At 71.1% G+C, this 18,150-nt stretch carries 11 protein-coding genes; 8 read left to right on the top strand and 3 right to left on the bottom strand.

Annotated elements, in window-relative coordinates:
• Positions 1-194: 194 nt before the first annotated feature.
• From WMF28_RS35500 to WMF28_RS35480, 5 genes are all read left to right on the top strand, one after another.
• Positions 195-5,240, top strand: coding sequence for an AAA family ATPase (locus WMF28_RS35500; RefSeq protein ID WP_437597959.1), 5,046 nt, complete (start codon positions 195-197; stop codon positions 5,238-5,240).
• 218 nt (positions 5,241-5,458) lie between these two features.
• The gene (locus WMF28_RS35495) at positions 5,459-6,583 is read left to right on the top strand and encodes a PAS domain-containing protein (RefSeq protein ID WP_437597958.1); all 1,125 of its coding nucleotides are present in this window, start codon (positions 5,459-5,461) and stop codon (positions 6,581-6,583) included.
• A 261-nt stretch (positions 6,584-6,844) separates the two neighbouring features.
• Positions 6,845-7,477 (top strand): vanadium-dependent haloperoxidase, encoded by a 633-nt coding sequence (locus WMF28_RS35490; protein WP_437597957.1) that lies wholly within the window; start codon positions 6,845-6,847, stop codon positions 7,475-7,477.
• Positions 7,396-10,203, top strand: a complete 2,808-nt coding sequence (locus tag WMF28_RS35485; RefSeq protein WP_437597956.1) for a hypothetical protein — start codon at positions 7,396-7,398, stop codon at positions 10,201-10,203. The genes WMF28_RS35490 and WMF28_RS35485 overlap by 82 nt, the downstream gene beginning before the upstream one ends.
• 79 nt (positions 10,204-10,282) lie before the next feature.
• Positions 10,283-11,155 carry a DNA-formamidopyrimidine glycosylase family protein gene (locus tag WMF28_RS35480; protein ID WP_437597955.1) on the top strand — a complete coding sequence of 291 codons (873 nt, stop codon included), beginning with the start codon at positions 10,283-10,285 and terminating at the stop codon, positions 11,153-11,155.
• 60 nt (positions 11,156-11,215) lie between these two features.
• Here the strand turns inward: WMF28_RS35480 and WMF28_RS35475 are convergent, their stop codons facing one another.
• The gene (locus tag WMF28_RS35475) at positions 11,216-11,467 is read right to left on the bottom strand and encodes a hypothetical protein (protein ID WP_437597954.1); all 252 of its coding nucleotides are present in this window, start codon (positions 11,465-11,467) and stop codon (positions 11,216-11,218) included.
• Between the two features lie 458 nt (positions 11,468-11,925).
• Between WMF28_RS35475 and WMF28_RS35470 the strand changes: the two genes are divergently transcribed.
• Positions 11,926-12,546 (top strand): LamG domain-containing protein, encoded by a 621-nt coding sequence (locus tag WMF28_RS35470; RefSeq protein WP_437597953.1) that lies wholly within the window; start codon positions 11,926-11,928, stop codon positions 12,544-12,546.
• Between the two features lie 171 nt (positions 12,547-12,717).
• On the opposite strand, the gene WMF28_RS35465 is transcribed toward WMF28_RS35470, so the two are convergent.
• Entirely contained in the window at positions 12,718-13,089 is a 372-nt protein-coding gene (locus WMF28_RS35465; protein WP_437597952.1) for a hypothetical protein, read from the bottom strand.
• Positions 13,090-13,323: 234 nt separating this feature from the next.
• Positions 13,324-13,533, bottom strand: coding sequence for a hypothetical protein (locus WMF28_RS35460; RefSeq protein WP_437597951.1), 210 nt, complete (start codon positions 13,531-13,533; stop codon positions 13,324-13,326).
• On the opposite strand from WMF28_RS35460, the gene WMF28_RS35455 reads away from it, so the two are divergent.
• Complete coding sequence (locus WMF28_RS35455) at positions 13,502-13,933, top strand: zinc-binding dehydrogenase (protein ID WP_437604341.1); 432 nt, start codon at positions 13,502-13,504, stop codon at positions 13,931-13,933. The genes WMF28_RS35460 and WMF28_RS35455 overlap by 32 nt on opposite strands.
• 75 nt (positions 13,934-14,008) lie before the next feature.
• Positions 14,009-18,010: a serine/threonine-protein kinase gene (locus WMF28_RS35450; RefSeq protein WP_437604340.1), complete on the top strand. Its 4,002-nt coding sequence runs from the start codon at positions 14,009-14,011 to the stop codon at positions 18,008-18,010.
• Positions 18,011-18,150: the final 140 nt, after the last annotated feature.

The raw sequence follows: 18,150 nt of genomic DNA, 5'->3' as shown, positions 1-18,150 counted from the left end.
GCCGGGTGGTGCTGCCATCTTTCGCGTCGGATACGCCCGATCCGCAAGCAGATAAGACTCATGCAAGTGTAAGCCCGATCGCCGAGCCTTGGATTCGCGCGGCGTCTCAGATAAGGCTTGACAGGGAGCACATCTTTTTCGTCTTCTGTCTGGTGCAAAACTCCGTCGGAAACGGAGCGCCCAGAGGGGACGGAATGGTTCATTTACCTCGGTTCACGCTCATCTCGGAGATCCAGCAGAGCTCCGATGCCGTGCTGTACCGCGGCTACCGGAATGCCGATCATGTACCGGTGGTGATCAAGCTTCCCAAGGGGGATCGCCCGGACCCGAGGATGCTCGCCAAGCTCAGGCACGAGCATGGCATCTTGAACGAGCTCTCGCTGGCAGGCGTCGTGAAGACGTACGGCCTCGAGAAGCATGGCAGCAGCTTCGCGCTCGTCCTGGAGGACTTTGGCGGCCCCCCCCTCGACGTCGCCCTGAAGGCGCGGAGGCTCGACCTCGGTGCGACGCTGAAGATCGCCTCCTCGGTGGCGGACGCGCTGGCGTCCATCCATCGATACGGCATCATCCACAAGGACATCAAGCCGCACAACATCCTGACTCGTCCAGAGACGTGGTCGGCTCAATTGATCGACTTCGGGATCGCCACCCGCCTCTCCCGGGAGACCCATGGCGCCGAGCCCCCCGATACCCTGGAGGGGACGCTGGCCTATATGTCTCCGGAGCAGACGGGCCGGATGAACCGGATCCTCGACGACCGCACGGATCTGTATTCCTTCGGCGTCACGCTCTACGAGATGTTGACCGGCGTCTTGCCCTTCCAGACCACGGATTCGGTGGAGCTCGTCCACAGCCATATCGCGCGGAGGCCCATCCCTCCGCACGAGGTCTCGCCCGCGGTTCCGCGGGTCGTCTCCGACATCGTGATGAAGCTCCTCTCCAAGGCCGCCGAGGATCGGTACGAGACCGCGAGCGGGCTCAAGGCCGATCTGGACGAGTGCCTGGCGCGGCTCTCGACGACGGGCCGCATCGAGCCATTCCCGCTCGGCCGGCGCGACCGGTCGGGGAAGCTCCGCCTCTCGCAGAAGCTCTACGGGCGCGAGGCGGAGATGACGGCGCTGGGGAGCGCATGGCAGCGCGCGGCCCGAGGTGCGGCCGAGCTCTTTCTGGTCTCCGGCTATGCGGGCGTCGGCAAATCGATGCTGATCCAGGAGATACACCAGCTCATCGCCCGCGACGGAGGCGACTTCATTGCAGGGAAGTTCGACCAGCTCGACCGCGGCACGCCGTACGCCCCCATCGCGTGCGCGTTCCGGGAGCTCGTCCGGAAGATCCTTGCCGAGCCCTCGGAGGCGCTCGCGCGCTGGAAGAGCCGCCTGCAGCTCGCCCTCGGCTCGAACGGGCAGATCCTCGTCGACCTCGTGCCCGAGCTCGAGTTCTTGATCGGGCCGCAGCCGAGCGTCCCGCCGCTCGGGCCCACCGAGTCGCAGAACCGCTTCGCGCTGGTCTTCCAGCGCTTCTTCCGCACGGTGGCCACCCGGGACCATCCGCTGGCGGTCTTCCTCGACGATCTCCAGTGGATCGATCCGGCCTCCTTGAACCTCATCGAGCAGATCGTGTCGGATCCGGACCGCGGCTACCTGCTCCTGCTGGCGGCCTATCGCGACAACGAGGTGGACGCGGCCCATCCGCTGGCGATCACCCTGGAGCGGCTCCGGGAGGCCGGGGCCGCCGTGTCTGCGATCGCGCTCCAGCCGCTCTCGCTGCCGGACGCGACGCAGCTGGTCGCGGACGCCCTGGGCTGCGGCGAGGAGCCGATCGAGCCGCTCGCAGAGCTCGTGTGGAGCAAGACGCACGGCAATCCGTTCTTCCTGAACCAGTTCGTCGGAGCGCTCGATCAGGAGAAGCTCCTCACCTTCGACGCGCCCTCGGGCCGCTGGATCTGGGATATCGAGCGCATCCGGCAGCGAATGGTCACGGACAACGTGGTCGACTTCATGGCGGGCAAGATCCAGCGCCTGCCGGAGAATACCCGCCGCGCATTGAAGCTCGCCGCCTGCATGGGCCACCGGTTCGAGCTGAGCTCGCTCGCGATCCTCCACGAAAGATCCCCGATCGACGCCGCGGCGGATCTCTGGGAGACGCTGCGCGACGGCCTCGTCCTGCCCCTGCACGCCGAATACCGCTTCCTGGATGGCGGCGCGGATCAGGACGTGGCGAGCTCGGCGCCCCCCGAGACGTTCCATGTCGCCTACAGGTTCGTGCACGACCGCGTGCAGCAGGCCGCGTATTCGCTCGTCGGAGAGGCCGAGAAGCAGGCGGTGCACCTCAGGATCGGGCGGCTCCTCCGGGCGAGGAGCGGCGCCGAGCCGCGGGACGAGACCCTGTTCGAGATCACGAACCACCTGAACCTCGGCGCCGCGATGATCGAGGAGCCGAGCGAGCGGCTCATGCTCGCGCGCATGAACCTCGCCGCTGGCCGCAAGGCCAAGGCGTCCGCGGCCTACCAGGCGGCCGCCAGCTACTTCCGGGCCGGCCTGTCCCCGCTCGGCGAGGCGGCCTGGGGAGAGGACTACGAGCTTCTGTTCGCGCTCCGCATGGAGCAGGCCGAGTGCGAGTACGCCGTCGGGGCGTTCGACGCGGTGGAGGCCTCGCTCGACGTCCTCCTGGCCCGCGCGCGGTCCCGCTTCGACGAGGCGCGCGTTCGAAAGCTCAGCATCGCCGTCTGTTGCGCGAGGAACCAGTTCGTCAGGGCCATCGAGGTCGGCCGGGAGGCGCTCTCGGCCTTCGGGATTCATCTGCCCGAGACCCCCGAGGCGTGCAAGGCGGCGGCGGACGCGGAGATCGAGCAAGCGCAGGCGATCCTGGCCGGACGGCGCATCGACGATCTGCTGCATGCGCCCCTGATGACCGATCCCGACAAGAAGGCCGCGATGCCGATCCTGAGGATCCTGGCTCCCGCCGCCTACATGGTCGACGCCAGGGTCTGCTCCTACATCATGGCCAGGGAGATGACGCTCACCCTCCAGTATGGCCTCTCGGAGCAGTCGCCCGGTATCTTCGGGGCGTATGCCATCATCTTGTGCGGGTGGCTGAGCTCGTACGAGCAAGCGTACAAGTTCGCGAAGCTCGCCCTGGACCTCTGCGAGAAGTTCAACTCCGTCGACCTGCGATGCCAGGTGTGCTTCATCTTCGCGCAGGTCAACGCCTTCTGGAAGCCGCTCCGGTCGTCGCTCGAGTACTTCGAGCAGGCGCACCATGCGGGCCTCGAGTCGGGCGATCTCATCTTCCTTGCCTATACCGCGCACCGCAGCCTCGACTTCCGGCTGGGCCACGGCGACGAGCTCGGCGCCGTGGAGGAGGCGGCCGACCGGCGCCTCGCGCTGATGCAGCGGACCAAGACCCCGCTCACCGAGGTCGTCCTCCGGCTCAGCAAGCAGATGATCGCGAACCTCACGGGGCGCACGAGGAGCCGATCCACGCTGAGCGACGATTCCTTCGACGAGGAGTCGCTTGTCGCGACGCTGGGGCAGCCCGGCATGACGATGGCCGCGGCCTGGTACTACACCGTCAAGATGCAGCTCTTCGCCCTCTACGAGGAGTACGACAAAGCCCTCGAGATGGCGCGGCTCGAGGAGGCGCAGAACGCGATCGGCAACGGCACCTACGCCGAGACGGACCGGCTCTTCTTTCTCTGCCTGGTCTATTGCGGGCTCTACCCGACGAGGTCAGCCGCCGAGCAGCGGGCGTTTGCGGAGCTGCTCGCCGGTCACCAGCGCAAGCTCGCCGAGTGGGCGGAGAGCTGCCCCGAGAACTTCCTGCACAGGAAGCTGCTCATCGAGGCGGAGCGGGCGCGGATCGAAGGCGACGAGCTCGAGGCGACGAACCTCTACGACGCGGCGATCGAGGCCGCAGGGCAGAACGAGTTCTTCCACCACGAGGCGCTGGCCAACGAGCTCGCCGCGAGGTTTCACCTGGCCAGCAGGAGAAAGAAGATCGCGTCCATTCACATGCGGGACGCGTACCAGGGCTACCTGCGGTGGGGCGCGACGGCGAAGGCGGCCGACCTCGCCGGCAAACACCCGCACCTCTTCCAGATGGCGGCGTCGTCCGCCACGAACGGCGCGGATTACACCACGAGGACGACCTCGGGGAAGGGGACCGCGCTCCTCGACACGATCACGATCAGCCGGGCCGCGCAGACGATCGCCGGCGAGATTGTCCTCGAGACGATCCTCGACCGCTTGATGCGGCTCGTGATCGAGCACGCGGGCGCGCAGCGGGGCGTCCTCCTCCTCGAGCAGGACGGCCGGCTCACGCTCGACGCCACGATCACGATGGACCCCCACACGGTCACGATAGGCCCACCGGTCCCGGCCGAGACCAGCGCCGATATCGCCCTCTCCGTCGTGCATTATGTCGCGAGGACCCGGGAGCCCGTGGTCCTCGGCGACGCGTCCAGCGAGAGCCGCTTCGCAGGGGACCCCTACATCGCCGAAAGGCAGCCGAAATCGCTGCTCTGCCTGGCCATGATGCACAAGGGAGAGCTCACGGGTATCCTCTATCTGGAGAACAACGCCGCGACCGAGGTGTTCACCCCGGCGCGGCTCGATCTGTGCGCCCTCCTGTCGGCGCAGGCCGCCATCGCGGTCGAGAACGCGCGGCTCGTCGCGCGCGCAGAGGCGTCGGCGCGCGAGCTCGCGCGCGTGAACGAGGCGCTGGAGGATCGGATCGCCCACCGCACCGAGGAGCTCCGCCGAGCCAACGAGCGGCTCCTCCTGGAGCTCGGCGAGCGCGAGCGCGCCGAGGAGGAGCGGGCGCAGCTCCAGGAAGAGATCATCCGGGTGCAGACGGAGCGGCTGTCGGAGATGTCGACCCCGCTCATCCCGATCACCGACCGGGTCATGGTCATGCCGCTCATCGGGACCGTGGATCAGGCGCGGGCGCGGCAGATGCTCGAGACCGCGCTCCAGGGGGCGCAAAGGTGCCACGCGGCGGTGGTGATCATCGACGTCACCGGCGTGAAGGTCGTCGATAGCGGCGTTGCCGCGATGCTGGTGAGCGCGGCGACCGCGCTGCGGCTCATCGGAGCGCAGGCGGTGCTCACGGGCATTCGCCCCGAGGTGGCGCGGACGCTTGTCGAGCTCGATGTCGAGCTGCAATCCGTCGTGGTGAAAGGGAGCCTCCAGAGCGGCATCGCGTTCGCGCTCCGCCGCCTGGGTGAAAATCGACGGCTGTAGGAAGCGGGTCGGCCCGAGGGGCCGCTGTTCCTCGCGCGGCGGCCCCGGCGCGCTGCGTCGTACGCCGTTGGCCTGACGCGCGCGGGCGCCGTGATGCGATGTGGCCTTCGCGCCCGCGTGGCCCCTGATAGGAACTTGATCTGCCGATGGGGCTCAGGGTTACGCTGGCGCGCAGCGAAGGCAGCCGGCGGGCGGCGCTCCTGAAGATGAGGGAACACGTGCACACTCTTGCCCGATCGCCGCTCGCGGTGGTCGAATACGGCCTGGATCTCGCGATCACGGAGTGGAACGAGAGCGCCGCGAGACAGCTCGGCATCTCGAGACAGGACGCGATCGGCCGGCCGATCGACGAGCTGCTGCCCACGCCCGAGGACGAGGGGCTATGGCGGCGCCTGCTCGACGAGGAGAGCGGGGAACGGCGCCTGCGCCACGCTCGGGGCGACGGGGAGCACATGGCGTGCGCGTGGGCTCACCACCGCGTGCTCGATCCCCGGGGCGAGGCGGCCGGCGTGCTGTGCATCGGCCGCGACGTGACGGCCGAGATCGAGGCGTCCCGGCGCCAGGCGCAGCAGCAGGCGATCCTCCGCGCCCTCGTCGACAACCTCGATGTCGTCGTCTGGGCCTCCGACAGCCGCGGTGTGTTCACCTACTATGACGGCAAGGCGCTCGCGTCGGCCGGCATGAAGCCAGGACAGCTCGTCGGGCTGAACAATTTCGACCTCTACAAGGAGCACGAGACCGTGGGGTTGCGCACTGCCCTTCGAGGGGAGCCGATCCACAACGTCATGGAAGCGAACGGAAAGCCCATCGAGAACTGGTTCGTCCCGGTCCGAGGCGAGGGGGGCGAGGTGGACGCGGTGGTCGGCATCACCCTCGATCTCACCGAGTCGCGGCGCGCGGAGCAGGAGCTCCGGGAGCGGCTCTCGCTCATCGAGCGGCAGCAGCAGGTCATCCGCCAGCTCTCGACGCCCATCCTCCAGGTCTGGAGCGGCGTGCTGGCGCTCCCGATGATCGGCGTTGTCGACAGCGCGAGGACCGCGGAGGTGATGGACAGCCTGCTCCAGGCGGTCGTGCGCACCCAGGCCCGCTTCGCGCTCCTGGACCTGACCGGGGTCGAGGCGGTCGACACGAAGACGGCGAGCTACCTCGTCGAGCTGGTCCGCGCGATCCGGCTCCTCGGCGCCGAGGGGATCATCACCGGGATCCGGCCGAGCGTCGCCCAGACGGTCGTCTCGCTCGGGCTCGACCTCTCCGAGATCACGACGCTCTCCGACCTCCAGGCGGGCCTCAAGCACTGCATCGGGCGCACGCTGGGCACGTCGAGTCGAGCTGCAAAATTGTAGCAACAGCGGAAGATTGCGAATCGACACCGACCCGTGCCCAAGCCGGGCCCCTTGCGGTCCATCACGTGAAGCGCGGTGAGCAGGTCCTGCCCGGCGGCGCGGGAGAGCGGCTCCTGCCCGGCGACGCGCTCCAGCTCACGTACACGAGCGCCGAGGCGCGGTATCTCGCGATCCTGAGCGTCGACGGGGCGTCGCAGGCGAGCGTGTATTACCCGAGCGGCCCGCTCGCCGCGGTCGTACGACGACGCCCCGCGCATCGGGGTGCCGCCGCGGCTCTACAACCAGATCGCGCGGGTCCTCGCGGTCCAGGAGGGCAACTCGGAGATCGACAACGCCCGTTACTTCGCGCTGGTCAACATCGCGCTGGCCGACGCCGGCATCGCCACGCGGGAGACGAAATACCATTACGACTTCTGGAGGCCCATCGTCGGGATCCGTCATGCCGACAGGGACGGGAACCCGTTCACGATAGCTGACAGAGGGTGGACGCCCGTCGGGAGCCCCGGCAGCAACCAGGGCCCGTCGCGCATGACGCCATCGTTCCCGGCGTACGTCTCTGGGCACTCGAGCTTCGGGACTGCCATGTTCCAGGTGTTGACCCGCTACTATGGTACAGATCGCATGAATTTCTGCGTCATCTCCGACGAGTTCAACGGGATAACGACGGACGCGCAGGGCAATGTCCGCCCCGAGGTGGACCGCTGCTATTCGGTCCGGGCAGTGCGGCGCCCGGAGCGGGGCGCGCCGAGGCGCCTCCCGGATCGCCCGGAGACGGCGGCGCACGGGGTCGCCTTTCCTCTATCCTCGCGCCCATGGCGCCCCGCCCGCCCCTGCTCCTCCGCCTCGCCGCCGGGCTGGAGGCCCGCCCCGTCAAGGCCGCGCTCTCGCTCCTGATCCTCGTCTCGGTGCTGCCCATCCAGGGCCTCGAAGACGAGCTCCGCCCGTACTTCCTCGGGATCTTCGGCGTGGAGCTCCTGCTCCGGGCCGCCCTCCTGCGCGAGCGCGGGCGCGAGCGGTCGCGCCTCGACGTCCTCCTCTTCGCCTTCGACGTCCTCGCCTGGCTCAGCTTCCTGCCGCTCGAGCAGCTCCTCGACGCGCACGCCGCCCACGCCCTGCCGGTGCTGCGGCTCTCGCGGCTCTTCCTGCTCCTGCGCTTCACGCGCGAGATCGCGGTCGACCTTTACGCGATCCTGACCCGGCGCGAGCTGCTCGAGCAGTTCGGGCTCGTCACGCTGGCCGTCTGGGGGCTCGCGTTCGGCGCGTCGGTGCTGCTCAGCCACCTCGCTGTCGCGCACGACTACGACGGCCGCGGCCCGGTCCCCGACACCACCTTCATCGACCGGATCTGGTGGTCCTTCCGGCAGCTCGAGAGCGCCGACAACCTCGTCGCGAACCTCCGGGTGCACCCCCTCGTCGCCGTCATCTCGCTCGGCCTCACGATGGTGGGCGTCTTCATCACGTCGTTCATCATCGGCATCGGCGCGAACGTGGTCGACCAGGTCGTGCGCGCGGCGCGGCGGCGGCCGGTCGGCTACGCGGGGCACACGCTCGTGATCGGTCCGGTGCACGAGGCGGAGATGCTTGTGCAGGAGTTCGTCCGGCTGTACGAGCGCCACCGGGCGCTCCGGAGCCTCCGGCTCTCGGAGCTCTGGGTGTGGCTCGTCCGCCGCGGGCCCCCGCCGACCCGGCACGCGTTCCCGCGGATGGCGCTCCTCGGCACCGAGGACGACCCGCCCGCGTACCTCTACGCGCCGAGGATGCGCTGGGTGGCCTACCGCAAGGGGGACAGCGCGCAGCCCGAGGCGCTCGGGCTCGTGGGCGCAGCCGGGGTGAAGCGGGCGCTGATCCTCGCGCGGCCCGACGCGGGGCCCGACGCCGACGCCGTGACGGCCATGACCCTCTCCTCGTTCCGGATGCAGAACCGGCGCGGCCACGTGTTCGTCGAGGTGCAGGAGAGCAAGAACCGCGACCTGCTCCAGGCGGTGGGCGGGCCGGGGACGTATCCGCTCGACATGCAGCGGTTCCTCGGCTTCTTCCTGTGCCAGCACCTGATCACGCCGGGCGTGGAGTCGCTCTACACCGACCTCATGACCGCCGACGGGTCGGAGTTCTACACGCACATCTTCCTGGGCGAGCAAGCGGCGCGGATCGTCGCCGCGCTCGGCGAGGGGCCGGGCGGCGAGATCTCGTTCTCGCGCATGGCGCGCGCGGCCTGCCAGAACAACGTGGTCCTCGCGGGCGTCCTCCTCGGCGAGGCGGTGCCGGTGCGCCGGGAGGGCGAGCTCGTGCCGGCGGAGGGGCTCGTGCAGTGGCTGAACCCGCTGCTCGATCCGATCGAGGGATCACCGGCGTGGGCGCTCGGCGCGCGGGCGGGCCGGGTGCCGGCGCGGCGGCTCCGGGGGCTCATCGGCGTGTCGGCCACCTACGCGCCCCTCCGGCGCTACGGGCGAGAGCTCCTCATGGGCCGCGGGATCGCGCCCGCCGCGAGGGCGGACGGCGCGGGCGCGGACGGCGCGGGCGCGGACGGCGCGGGCGCGAACGGCGCGGGCGCGGACGGCGCGGGCGCGAACGGCGCGGGCGCGGACGGCGCGGGCGCGGACGGCGCGGGCGCGGGCGCGGACGGCGCGGGCGCGAACGGCGCGGGCGCGGCGCGGGCGTGGGCGGCGACGCTCTCGCTGCGCCGCAGCCGCCTCAAGCGGGTGCTGATCGTCGGGTACAGCCCCGCGCTGCCCTCGCTGCTGCACGCGCTCGCGCAGTTCGTCCCGGGGATCGAGGTGACGCTCGTCCTCGGGGAGCGCGGCGACGAGCGGATGCCGCTCGCCGATCGGCTCGCCTCGCTCGGCGTGACGCTCGCGCCGGAGGGCGCGCCGCCGGGATCGAACGGGGCGACGCTCCCGCTCCCGCGCGGCGGCAGCGCGACGGTGTACACGCAGCACGGGCACGACCTCGCGTCGCTCGCGGTGCGCTGCGCGGCGCGCGGGGCGCCGGCCTCCGCGGCGGTGTTCCTGAGCGAGCCCGAGGGGCTCGATCGCGACGCGCGCACGGCGATGCGGCTCATCCGCTTCGCGCGGGCGCTGGAGAGCGGCGAGCTCGCGCACGGCGCGCGGCTGCACGTGCTCGCGGAGTTCTCCTCGGTGGCCAAGGGCGAGCACGTCCGGTGCCTCCTCGACGCCGGCAGGTGCGGCTTCGCCGGGTCGGATCGGCTGCAGCTCAGCCTCGTCAGCACCGAGCGGATCAAGAACTATTTCATGGTCCACAGCGCCTTCGTGCCGGGCGTAACGACTCTTTACGATGAGCTCCTCGACGAGGGCGGGCAGGACCTCGTGCGCGTCGAGGCGCCGCCGCTCGGCCAGGCGGAGCGCGCGGACGGCGCGATCCGCTTCGAGGAGCTCCGGGCGGCGCTCGAGCCCCGGGGCGTGATCCCGGTGGCGCTGGAGCTCGACGACGGCGCCGTGCTCCTGAACCCCGAGCCGGGGCCGGCCCTCGCGCCGGCGCGGATCCGCGCCGTGTACGCGCTCGCGCGCAGCCAGGATCTCGTGGCCGAGGGCGATCGACAGCCGGAGGAGCGCGACGGCGGGGAGGTCGCGCACGGCACGGAGGCTCCGCAGATCAGCGCCTGAGCAGCGCGCCGCCGCATTTCTTTTCCGCCCGATCGGAGGTCGTACGCGACCTCCGCGGTGAGATCGGTATCCTGGGGTCGTGCCGGAGCGCCCCGACCTGGAATACGTCGTCCCGATCCTCGCGCGCGAGCTCGCGGGCGCGATCGTGGCGGCGGCCCGGGCCGACAGCCCGGTGGTGCTGCGCGTCCTGCTCCCGGAGCGCCTCGACGCGCTCCTTTCGGGCGTGGAGATCCGGCGCGTGTCGCGCCGTGCGCACGCCGTGGTGATCGAGCTCGCCGGGGCGCGCGCGCTCGATCTCGTGATCGCCCCGATGCTGGCGGGGCGGTTCTCGATCACGCTGCCCGGGGAGACGCGGATCCCGACCGATCTCGCCTTCTCGCTGGCCCTGAAGGACGGGCGCGAGCTGCGGTATCGCGACGAGGTGCAGATGGGCAAGGTCTACGTGCTCGCGCGGGGCGACTACGACAAGATCCCCGGGCTCGAGCGGGTGGGCCTCGACGTCCTCGATCCGCGGGTGTTCACGCCGGAGGCGTTCCGCGCCGCCGCGTGCGGGCGGCGCGGCCTCGTCAAGGACTTCCTGATGGACAAGGCGGCGCTCGACTCCATGGGAAACGCGTATGCCGACGAGGTGCTCTTCGAGGCGCAGATCCACCCGAAGGCCACGGTCAAGAGCCTCTCCGAGGGGGAGCTCGACAGCCTCCACGCGGCGGTCGCCCGCGTCCTCGGCGACGCGACCCGGACGATCGCCCGGCGGGCGCCGGCGCTCGACGAGAAGCTGCGCGACTTCCTCAAGGTCCGCGGGCGCCCGGGCCAGCCGTGCCCGCGCTGCGGCGACAAGCTCCGTCGCTCGAGCGTCCACGGGTACGACGCGATCTTCTGCCCGACGTGCCAGCCGGAGGAGCGGAAGGGCGCGGCCGCGGATCTCCGCCGCGCGAAGCGCGCGCCGGGGTGAGGCGCGGGAGGCGGCGAATCGGGAGATCGCGCTCGGCGCGCGCCTCCACGCGCTCGATATTTACAGTACCGGTGGGAGCGACTCCGGCGGCGTGAGCCCCGCGCTCTTGGTCCTGCACGGGAAGCTCGCGCCCTGACAGCCGCACTGGTTCGAGGCGTCAGAGCCGAGGAACGCGACGCCCAGGAAGCGGTTTTGCTCGACGACGACGCGCCGCAGGGTCGCCTCGGATTGCAGGTTAGCCTCGATGTCGGCGATGACGTAGATACCGTACCCTGTCTCCGGATCGTCCGCGGAAGGCCTCGTATCGCGCACGACCGTGTCCTCGAGAACGATGTCATCGACAGGTCGGTGATCTCTTGAAAGTTATGCTCTCGATGTTCCGGAGAGCGATGCTGCGGAGCGGCTATCTCGCTCCTCGCGCGGGCGCCGGAGGGGTGAGACCCGGGGAGAGCGTTTGCATCGTGTCAGCCCTCGTGCGACTCTCGGTGACACGGCGCGCTCTTTGGGTCTATGCTGCCGGCCACAGGAAACGCAGTATGATTTGCTCCTCCCGTCGTTCACCCCATTGCCTGGCCGGCATGGCCGTTGTGCTGCTGTCGCTGCCGGGCTGTGCCCTCGACACGAGAGGCACCGGCCAGCCAGAACGATCCGAGCCTCGACCGGAAAAGCCCGCGGAGGAGGAACCGTTCGGAGACCTCGGTGAAGCTCCCGCCGAGGCGCCGGGGAACGCACCCCCGGAAGAACCCGCCGAGGAGCCCGCGAAAGAGCCCGTGGAGGAACCCGCGGCGCTGTGCGACGCGTCAGATCCGTCGCTGATCGCGTGCTTCGCGTTCGAGGGGGACCCCAACGATGGCTCCCGGCACAAGTTCAAGCCCAAGCGGGCGCAGAACCTGAGATACGAGCCCGGCAAGGACGGCCAGGCGCTCAGGGTGACGCGGGGGAGCAGCCTCGAATTCCGCCACGACGCCGCGTGGACCGCCCCTGCGATGACCATCGATGTCTGGATCAACCCGGCCACCCTGCCGAAGAGCGGGAGATATGCCGTGATCGACAGCGGCGGGAAGCCCTCGATCTTCCTGATGGCGGGCGGGGAGATCCGCTGCACCATGGGGGTCGAGCGGAACGTGCCTCACGCCCTCGTTCCAGGCGAGTGGACGCACATCGCGTGTCTCTCGGACGGCCAGACGCAGAGCCTCTACGTGAACGGCGTCGAGATCGACCGGAGCTCCTCCGGGGCGGTGATCGCCTCGGACGAACAGCCCATCTTCATCGGCTCGGAAGAGCCCTCGGGCAAGGACGAGTTCGACGGCTTGCTCGACAGCCTCCGCGTCTTCGGCCGGACGCTCGCGCCCCAGGAGATCTGCGCGGCAGCCGGCAACGACGCCTGCTGAGCGGCGCGGGCCGCGCGCCTCCCCGAAGCGGGGAGCAGCGGCAACCGAGGGGGGACGGTAACGGGGAGCGGCGGCCCGCGCCCGCGGACCGAGCCCCGGCGGGTGCGACCAGGGCTGCCAGGAGAGCGCGCGTTCGGCGCGACAGGGGGGGAGCGGGAAGAGAGAGACGCCTCAGAAGGCGGCGTCGCGGAGCTTGGCCTTGTACTCCGCCTTGTACAGATCGTGGCAGGCCTTGCAGCTCGCCTTGGCGCCGTCGATGTCGCCCTTCTTGGCCTTCTCCACGCCGTCCTTCGAGATCGCGACCCACTTGGGCATCCCGGGCGGCGGCTTCGCCGCGACGTACTCCAGCGCCGACGCGATCTTCGCGCCGTCGCCGCTCGTGGTCGCCGACTGCATCACCGTCTTCATCCAGCCCTGCATCGGACAGGGCTTCTGTCCTTTTGCACCACAGCCGAAATCTTTCCCCTCGGCAACAGAAGCGGGGACGTCCGCCGTCCCACCCGCGGCCCACGCCGCGCCCGCAAAGGCAATGCCGACGCTCATCAACACGGCACTCATCAAGCTCTTGCTCATCGACATCCGACGTCTCCTGTCAGGTAAGGGCAAGCTCCGCCAATTCATCGCAGCCCCGTGGCTGGATGTCAACACACCTTGACCGCCGGGCGAGCCTGCGAACACCACCCGGGCGCAGACGAGGTCCGGGGGGAAAATCTTCAACCGCCGAGCGAGCCGCGAGCACCACCGGGCGCAGATAGCGCCTGGAGAGAAAAAATTCATTCATGATGTCCTCGCCGTGGTGTCTCCAAGCGCCATCCGCGTCGTCGTGGGAAAAATCCGCTGAAAATGGATCTCGTGGTGGCCGAGCGCGATGAGCGCGGACGTCGATGGCGGGCGGCAAGAGCGCGTGTCTGCGATGGCGACCGAGAAGCTCGAGGCGCTGACGTTCATTCGATAGCTGATCGAGGCGGGCAAGCTGAAGCCGGTCATCGATAGACGCTATCCACTGGAGCCGATGGCCGGGGCTCACCGGCAGGTCGGCACGGGAAGCAAGAAGGGGAGCGTGATCATCACGGCGGCGCATGACGCGTCCAGCGGGACAGTGCGGTCACCCGCTGTGGGTATCGGACTACACAGGAGCCGGCTCGCTCGCCTGCTCCGAAGCGGTCCGCGCATCACAGAAACCCTCCTCGTGGGTGACGCACCCACGCTGGACGCGTTATCTGGTGATCTTGCGCACCAAGCTATCGTACGCAATACTATGGTTTCCAGGGCATGCCGCAAGGGCGGAGCACCGTTCCTCCCCGAGCGTGCGTTGTTCGAGCGGCTTCACCCGCGACGCATCGCATCGCATCGCGCGATCGACCCGGACGCGCGCGCCACGAGGTGAGTCCGCGCGCCCATCCAGGCCTGGATTCGGCCCAGGAGGGCCGCGCGCGTGATATCGGTGGCTTCACGGCCGTTGATGCAGGCGGGAGAGATCGTCGACGCGCGGTTCGAGATCGAGGCCCTCGCGGGTTCGGGGGGGATGGGCCACGTCTACCGATCGCGCGACCTGTGCAGCGGCGACACGGTGGCTCTCAAGGTGCTTCGCCGCGCCGGCAAGAGTGAGCTCCGCCGCTTCTCCTGCGAGGTGCAGGCGCTCTCGGCGCTGCGCATTCCCGGTGTGGTCCGGTACATCGCTCACGGCCTCACGGCGGACGGCAAGCCGTATCTGGTGATGGAGTGGCTCTCGGGCGAGACGCTCGCCGAGCGCATGGTCCAGAGGGGGCTCACCCCGGCCGAGAGCGTCGATGTCGTCGCGCGCGTGGCGGAGACGCTCGGCGCCCTCCACCGGCAGGGCGTCGTGCACCGCGACCTCAAGCCGAGCAACCTGCTCCTCGCCGAGGGGCGGCTCGACCGGGTGATGGTGCTCGACTTCGGGATCGCGCGCTTCCGGATCGATCAGCAGCTCACGATGCCGGGCACCGTCCTCGGGACCCCGGAGTACATGGCGCCCGAGCAGGCGCGCGGCGAGCGGAGCGTCGATGCCCGCGCCGACGTGTTCGCGCTCGGCTGCGTGCTCTTCAGGTGCCTCACCGGGCGCGCCGCGTTCCAGGGCGTCGGGGTCCTCGCGGTGCTGGTCAAGGTGCTCCTCGACGAGCCGCCGCGCGTCCGCGAGCTCCGCCCCGAGCTGCCGGAGCAGCTCGACGCGCTGGTCGCCAGCCTGCTCGCGAAGCTGCCCGACGAGCGGCCCCGCGACGGCGCGGCCGTGGCCGAGGCGCTCGGCGCGGTCGACCTCCGCAACCTGTGCGCGGCGGCCGGGAGCGAGCCCGTCGCGCCGGTGCGTGTCCTGGAGCTCACGAGCAGCGAGCGGCGCGTCACGTGCCTCGTGCTCGCGCACGAGCGCTCGGAGCCCGACGAGGAGACGCGCTCGCACGAGGAGGAGCAGGCGCGGGCGCTGGAGCGCGCCGAGGAGCTGCGCGCGCTCGCGGCGCGCTACCAGGGCCAGATGGAGCTCATCGACGCGCGCTCGCCGCTGGTGGTGCTGACGAGCGCCGAGGCGGCCACGGATCTCGCGGCGCAGGCGGGGCGCTGCGCGCTGGCGCTGCGCGCGCTGCTCGGGGGGGCGACGGTCTCGCTCGTCACGGGGCGGGCGGAGCTCACGTCGCGCATCCCGATGGGCGAGCTCATCGACCGGGCGGTGCAGCTGTTGCCGGCGCAAGGCGAGCCGGCGCCCGCGGCCGCGGTGCGCATCGACGAGGTGACGGCGGGGCTGCTGGGCGGCCGGTTCGAGACGAGCAGCGAGGGCGGCGCGCGCTTCCTGCACGGGGCGCGCGACGACCTCAGGGTGGCGACCGCGCCGGCGCTGCTGGGCAAGCCGGTGGCGTGCGTGGGGCGGGAGCGGGAGCTCGCGGTGCTGACCGCGGAGCTCGAGCGAAGCGTGGAGGAGTCGACCTCGGGCGCGCTGCTGGTGGTCGCGGCGGCGGGGATGGGCAAGTCGCGGCTGCGGCAGGAGTTCCTCGAGAAGATATCGGCGCGCGGGGCGCGAGGGGACCTCGGCGAGCGCGGCGACCACGGCGCCGATGGAGCTCACGGCGCCGACGGAGCCCACGGCGCCGACGGCGCCCACGGCGCCAATGGCGCAAGCGTGGAGGTGTGGCTCGGCCAGGGCGACCCGATGAGCTCGGGCTCGGCGTTCGGGCTGCTGTCGCGCGCGCTGCGGGGCGTGATGGGCATCGTCGACGGCGAGCCGCTCGAGGAGCGGCGGCGCAAGGTGAGGACGCGGGTCGAGCGCCACCCGGAGCTCGACGTGGGGCGGGTCAGCGCCTTCCTCGGCGAGCTGGTGGGCGCGCCGTTCCCGGACGACGACATCCAGGTCGGCGCCGCGCGGCGCAACCGGCTGCTGATGGGCGATCAGCTGCGACTGTCGTGGGAAGAGTTCATCCGGGCCGAGTGCGCGAAGCAGCCGGTGGTGCTGATCCTCGAGGACCTCCAGTGGGGCGACCTCCCCACGGTGACGATGGTAGAGGCGGCGCTCCGGAGCCTGAAGGACCTGCCGTTCCTCGTGCTCGGGCTGGGCCGGCCCGAGGTGCACGAGATCTTCCCCCGGCTGTCGCAGGGCCGCTTCGGCAACCAGATGATGCTGCCGCCGCTCACGCGGCGGGCGAGCGAGCGGCTTGTGCGCGCGGCGCTCGGCGACGAGGTGAGCGCGGACGTCGTGGCCACGCTGGTGGACCGGGCCGACGGCAACCCGTTCTACCTCGAGGAGCAGGTCCGGGCGGTGGCGGCCGGCCACGGCGCGGACCTGCCCGAGACGGTGCTGGCGATGGTGCAGGCGCGCATCGAGGCGCTCGACGCGGAGGCGCGGCGCGTGCTGCGGGCGGCGAGCGTGTTCGGCCAGGCGTTCTGGCCGAGCGGGGTGAGCGCGCTGCTCGGGGGCGCCGGGGTAACGCGCTGGCTCTCGGAGCTGGAGCGGCGCGAGGTGATCCACCGGCGCGGGCCCGGGCGGCTGCGGGGCGAGGTCGAGTACCGCTTCCGCCACGCGCTGGTGCGCGAGGCGGCGTACGGCATGCTGACCGAGGCCGACCGGCGGCTGGGCCACGCGCTGGCGGGCGACTGGCTGGAGCGCGCGGGCGAGCCCGACGCGATGGCGCTCGCCGAGCACTTCGAGCGCGGCGCCGTGCCCCCGCGCGCCGCGGCGGCGTACCTGCGCGCGGCGCAGCACGCCCTGGAGGGCAACGACCTCGGCGCCGCGATCGCGCGGGCCGAGCGCGGGCTCGCGTGCGCACCGGAGCCCGCGGTGGTGGGGGCGCTCCGGCTGGTCCAGGCCGAGGCGCACGTGTGGCGGGGCGACCTCGCGCTCGCCGAGGAGCGGGGGACGGAGGCGGTGGAGCACCTCACGCCCGGCTCGGCGCCGTGGTTCACGGCCATCGCGCAGGTCGTCGCCGCGGCGAGCAAGCTGGGCGGCTTCGACCACGTGGAGCGGCGGGTGGGCGCGGCGATCGGCGCGCCCGCGCTGGAGGGCGCGGAGAGCGCGAGGAGCACGTGCCTCTGCGCGGGCGCCTCGACGCTGGCCTTCGCCGGGCGGCCCGCGGTCGTCGACGCGCTCATCGCGGAGGTGGAGCGCGCCCTCAGCGACGGGGCGTCGAGCGGCGCCGGCGCGGGCGCCGAGGTGGTCGCGGGGCTCCACCAGGCGCGGGCCTTCCGCGCCATGAGCGGGGGCGATCCCGGCGCGTGCGTCACCGGCCTGGAGGCCGCGCTCGCGGCGTTCGAGCAGGTCGGTGACCGGCGCAACGCGTGCATCACCCGCGCGAACCTGGGCTACTCCTATGGCGAGCTCGGCGACTACGGCGGCGCCGAGGCGGCGCTGCGCTCCGTGCTGGAGGCCGCCGACCGGATGGGCCTCCACGAGGTGGTGGCGGCGGCGCAGGCCAGCCTGGGGCAGGTCCTCGCCTATCGCGGCAGGCTCGCCGAGGCGCGGGCCGTCGAGGAGGCGGCCCTCGCGTCGAGCCAGCGGCTCGGCGATCCGCGCGCCGAGGTGGTGTCGCGCTCGTACCTGGCGAAGATCGCCCTGCTCGCCGGCGATTTCGGGGTCGCGGAGCGCGAGGCGCGCCTCGCCGAGGCGCTGGAGAGCGCGTCGCCGTTCCGCGTCGCGGCCACGGCGCTCCGCGCGCGGGCGCTGATCGGGCTGGGGCGCGCCGCCGAGGCGCTCGCGGCCGCCGGCGAGGCCCTGGCCGCGCTCGAGTCGCTCGGCGGGCTCGAAGAGGGCGAGTCGATGATCCGGCTGGTCCACGCCGAGGCGTTCTCCGCGGTCGGCGACGCGCCGCGGGCCGCCGCGGCCATCTCCTCGGCGCGCGACAAGCTGCTCGACCGGGCCGCCGGCGTCCGTGACCCCGAGTGGCGCAGGCGCTTTCTCTCCCACGTCCCGGACAACGCCCGCACACTGGAGCTCGCGGCGCAGTGGGTCGGCACGGGTCGGAACTGAACCCAACTGAACGCAGCTGAACGTAATTGAACGCAGCTGAACGCAGCTGAGCGTAATTGAATGCAGCTGAACGCAGCTGAGCGCGGCTGAACGGAACTACGGGGAACCACGCGCCGCTTTCCCACGGGAGAATCCGCACG

Source organism: Sorangium sp. So ce590 (assembly GCF_051521365.1).
Classification (GTDB): Bacteria; Myxococcota_A; Polyangia; order Polyangiales; family Polyangiaceae; genus Sorangium.
The sequence above is the reverse complement of the archived record's forward strand: the minus strand, read 5'-3'. Positions and strand labels throughout refer to the sequence as shown.

Bases quoted from the DNA above. Each gene is read 5' to 3' on its own strand.
- WMF28_RS35450 (WP_437604340.1), top strand. From the start codon at position 14,009: ATGCAGGCGGGAGAGATCGTCGACGCGCGGTTCGAGATCGAGGCCCTC.
- WMF28_RS35465 (WP_437597952.1), bottom strand. From the start codon at position 13,089: ATGAGCGTCGGCATTGCCTTTGCGGGCGCGGCGTGGGCCGCGGGTGGG.
- WMF28_RS35485 (WP_437597956.1), top strand. From the start codon at position 7,396: ATGGCGCCCCGCCCGCCCCTGCTCCTCCGCCTCGCCGCCGGGCTGGAG.
- WMF28_RS35460 (WP_437597951.1), bottom strand. From the start codon at position 13,533: ATGACCGGCTTCAGCTTGCCCGCCTCGATCAGCTATCGAATGAACGTC.
- WMF28_RS35500 (WP_437597959.1), top strand. From the start codon at position 195: ATGGTTCATTTACCTCGGTTCACGCTCATCTCGGAGATCCAGCAGAGC.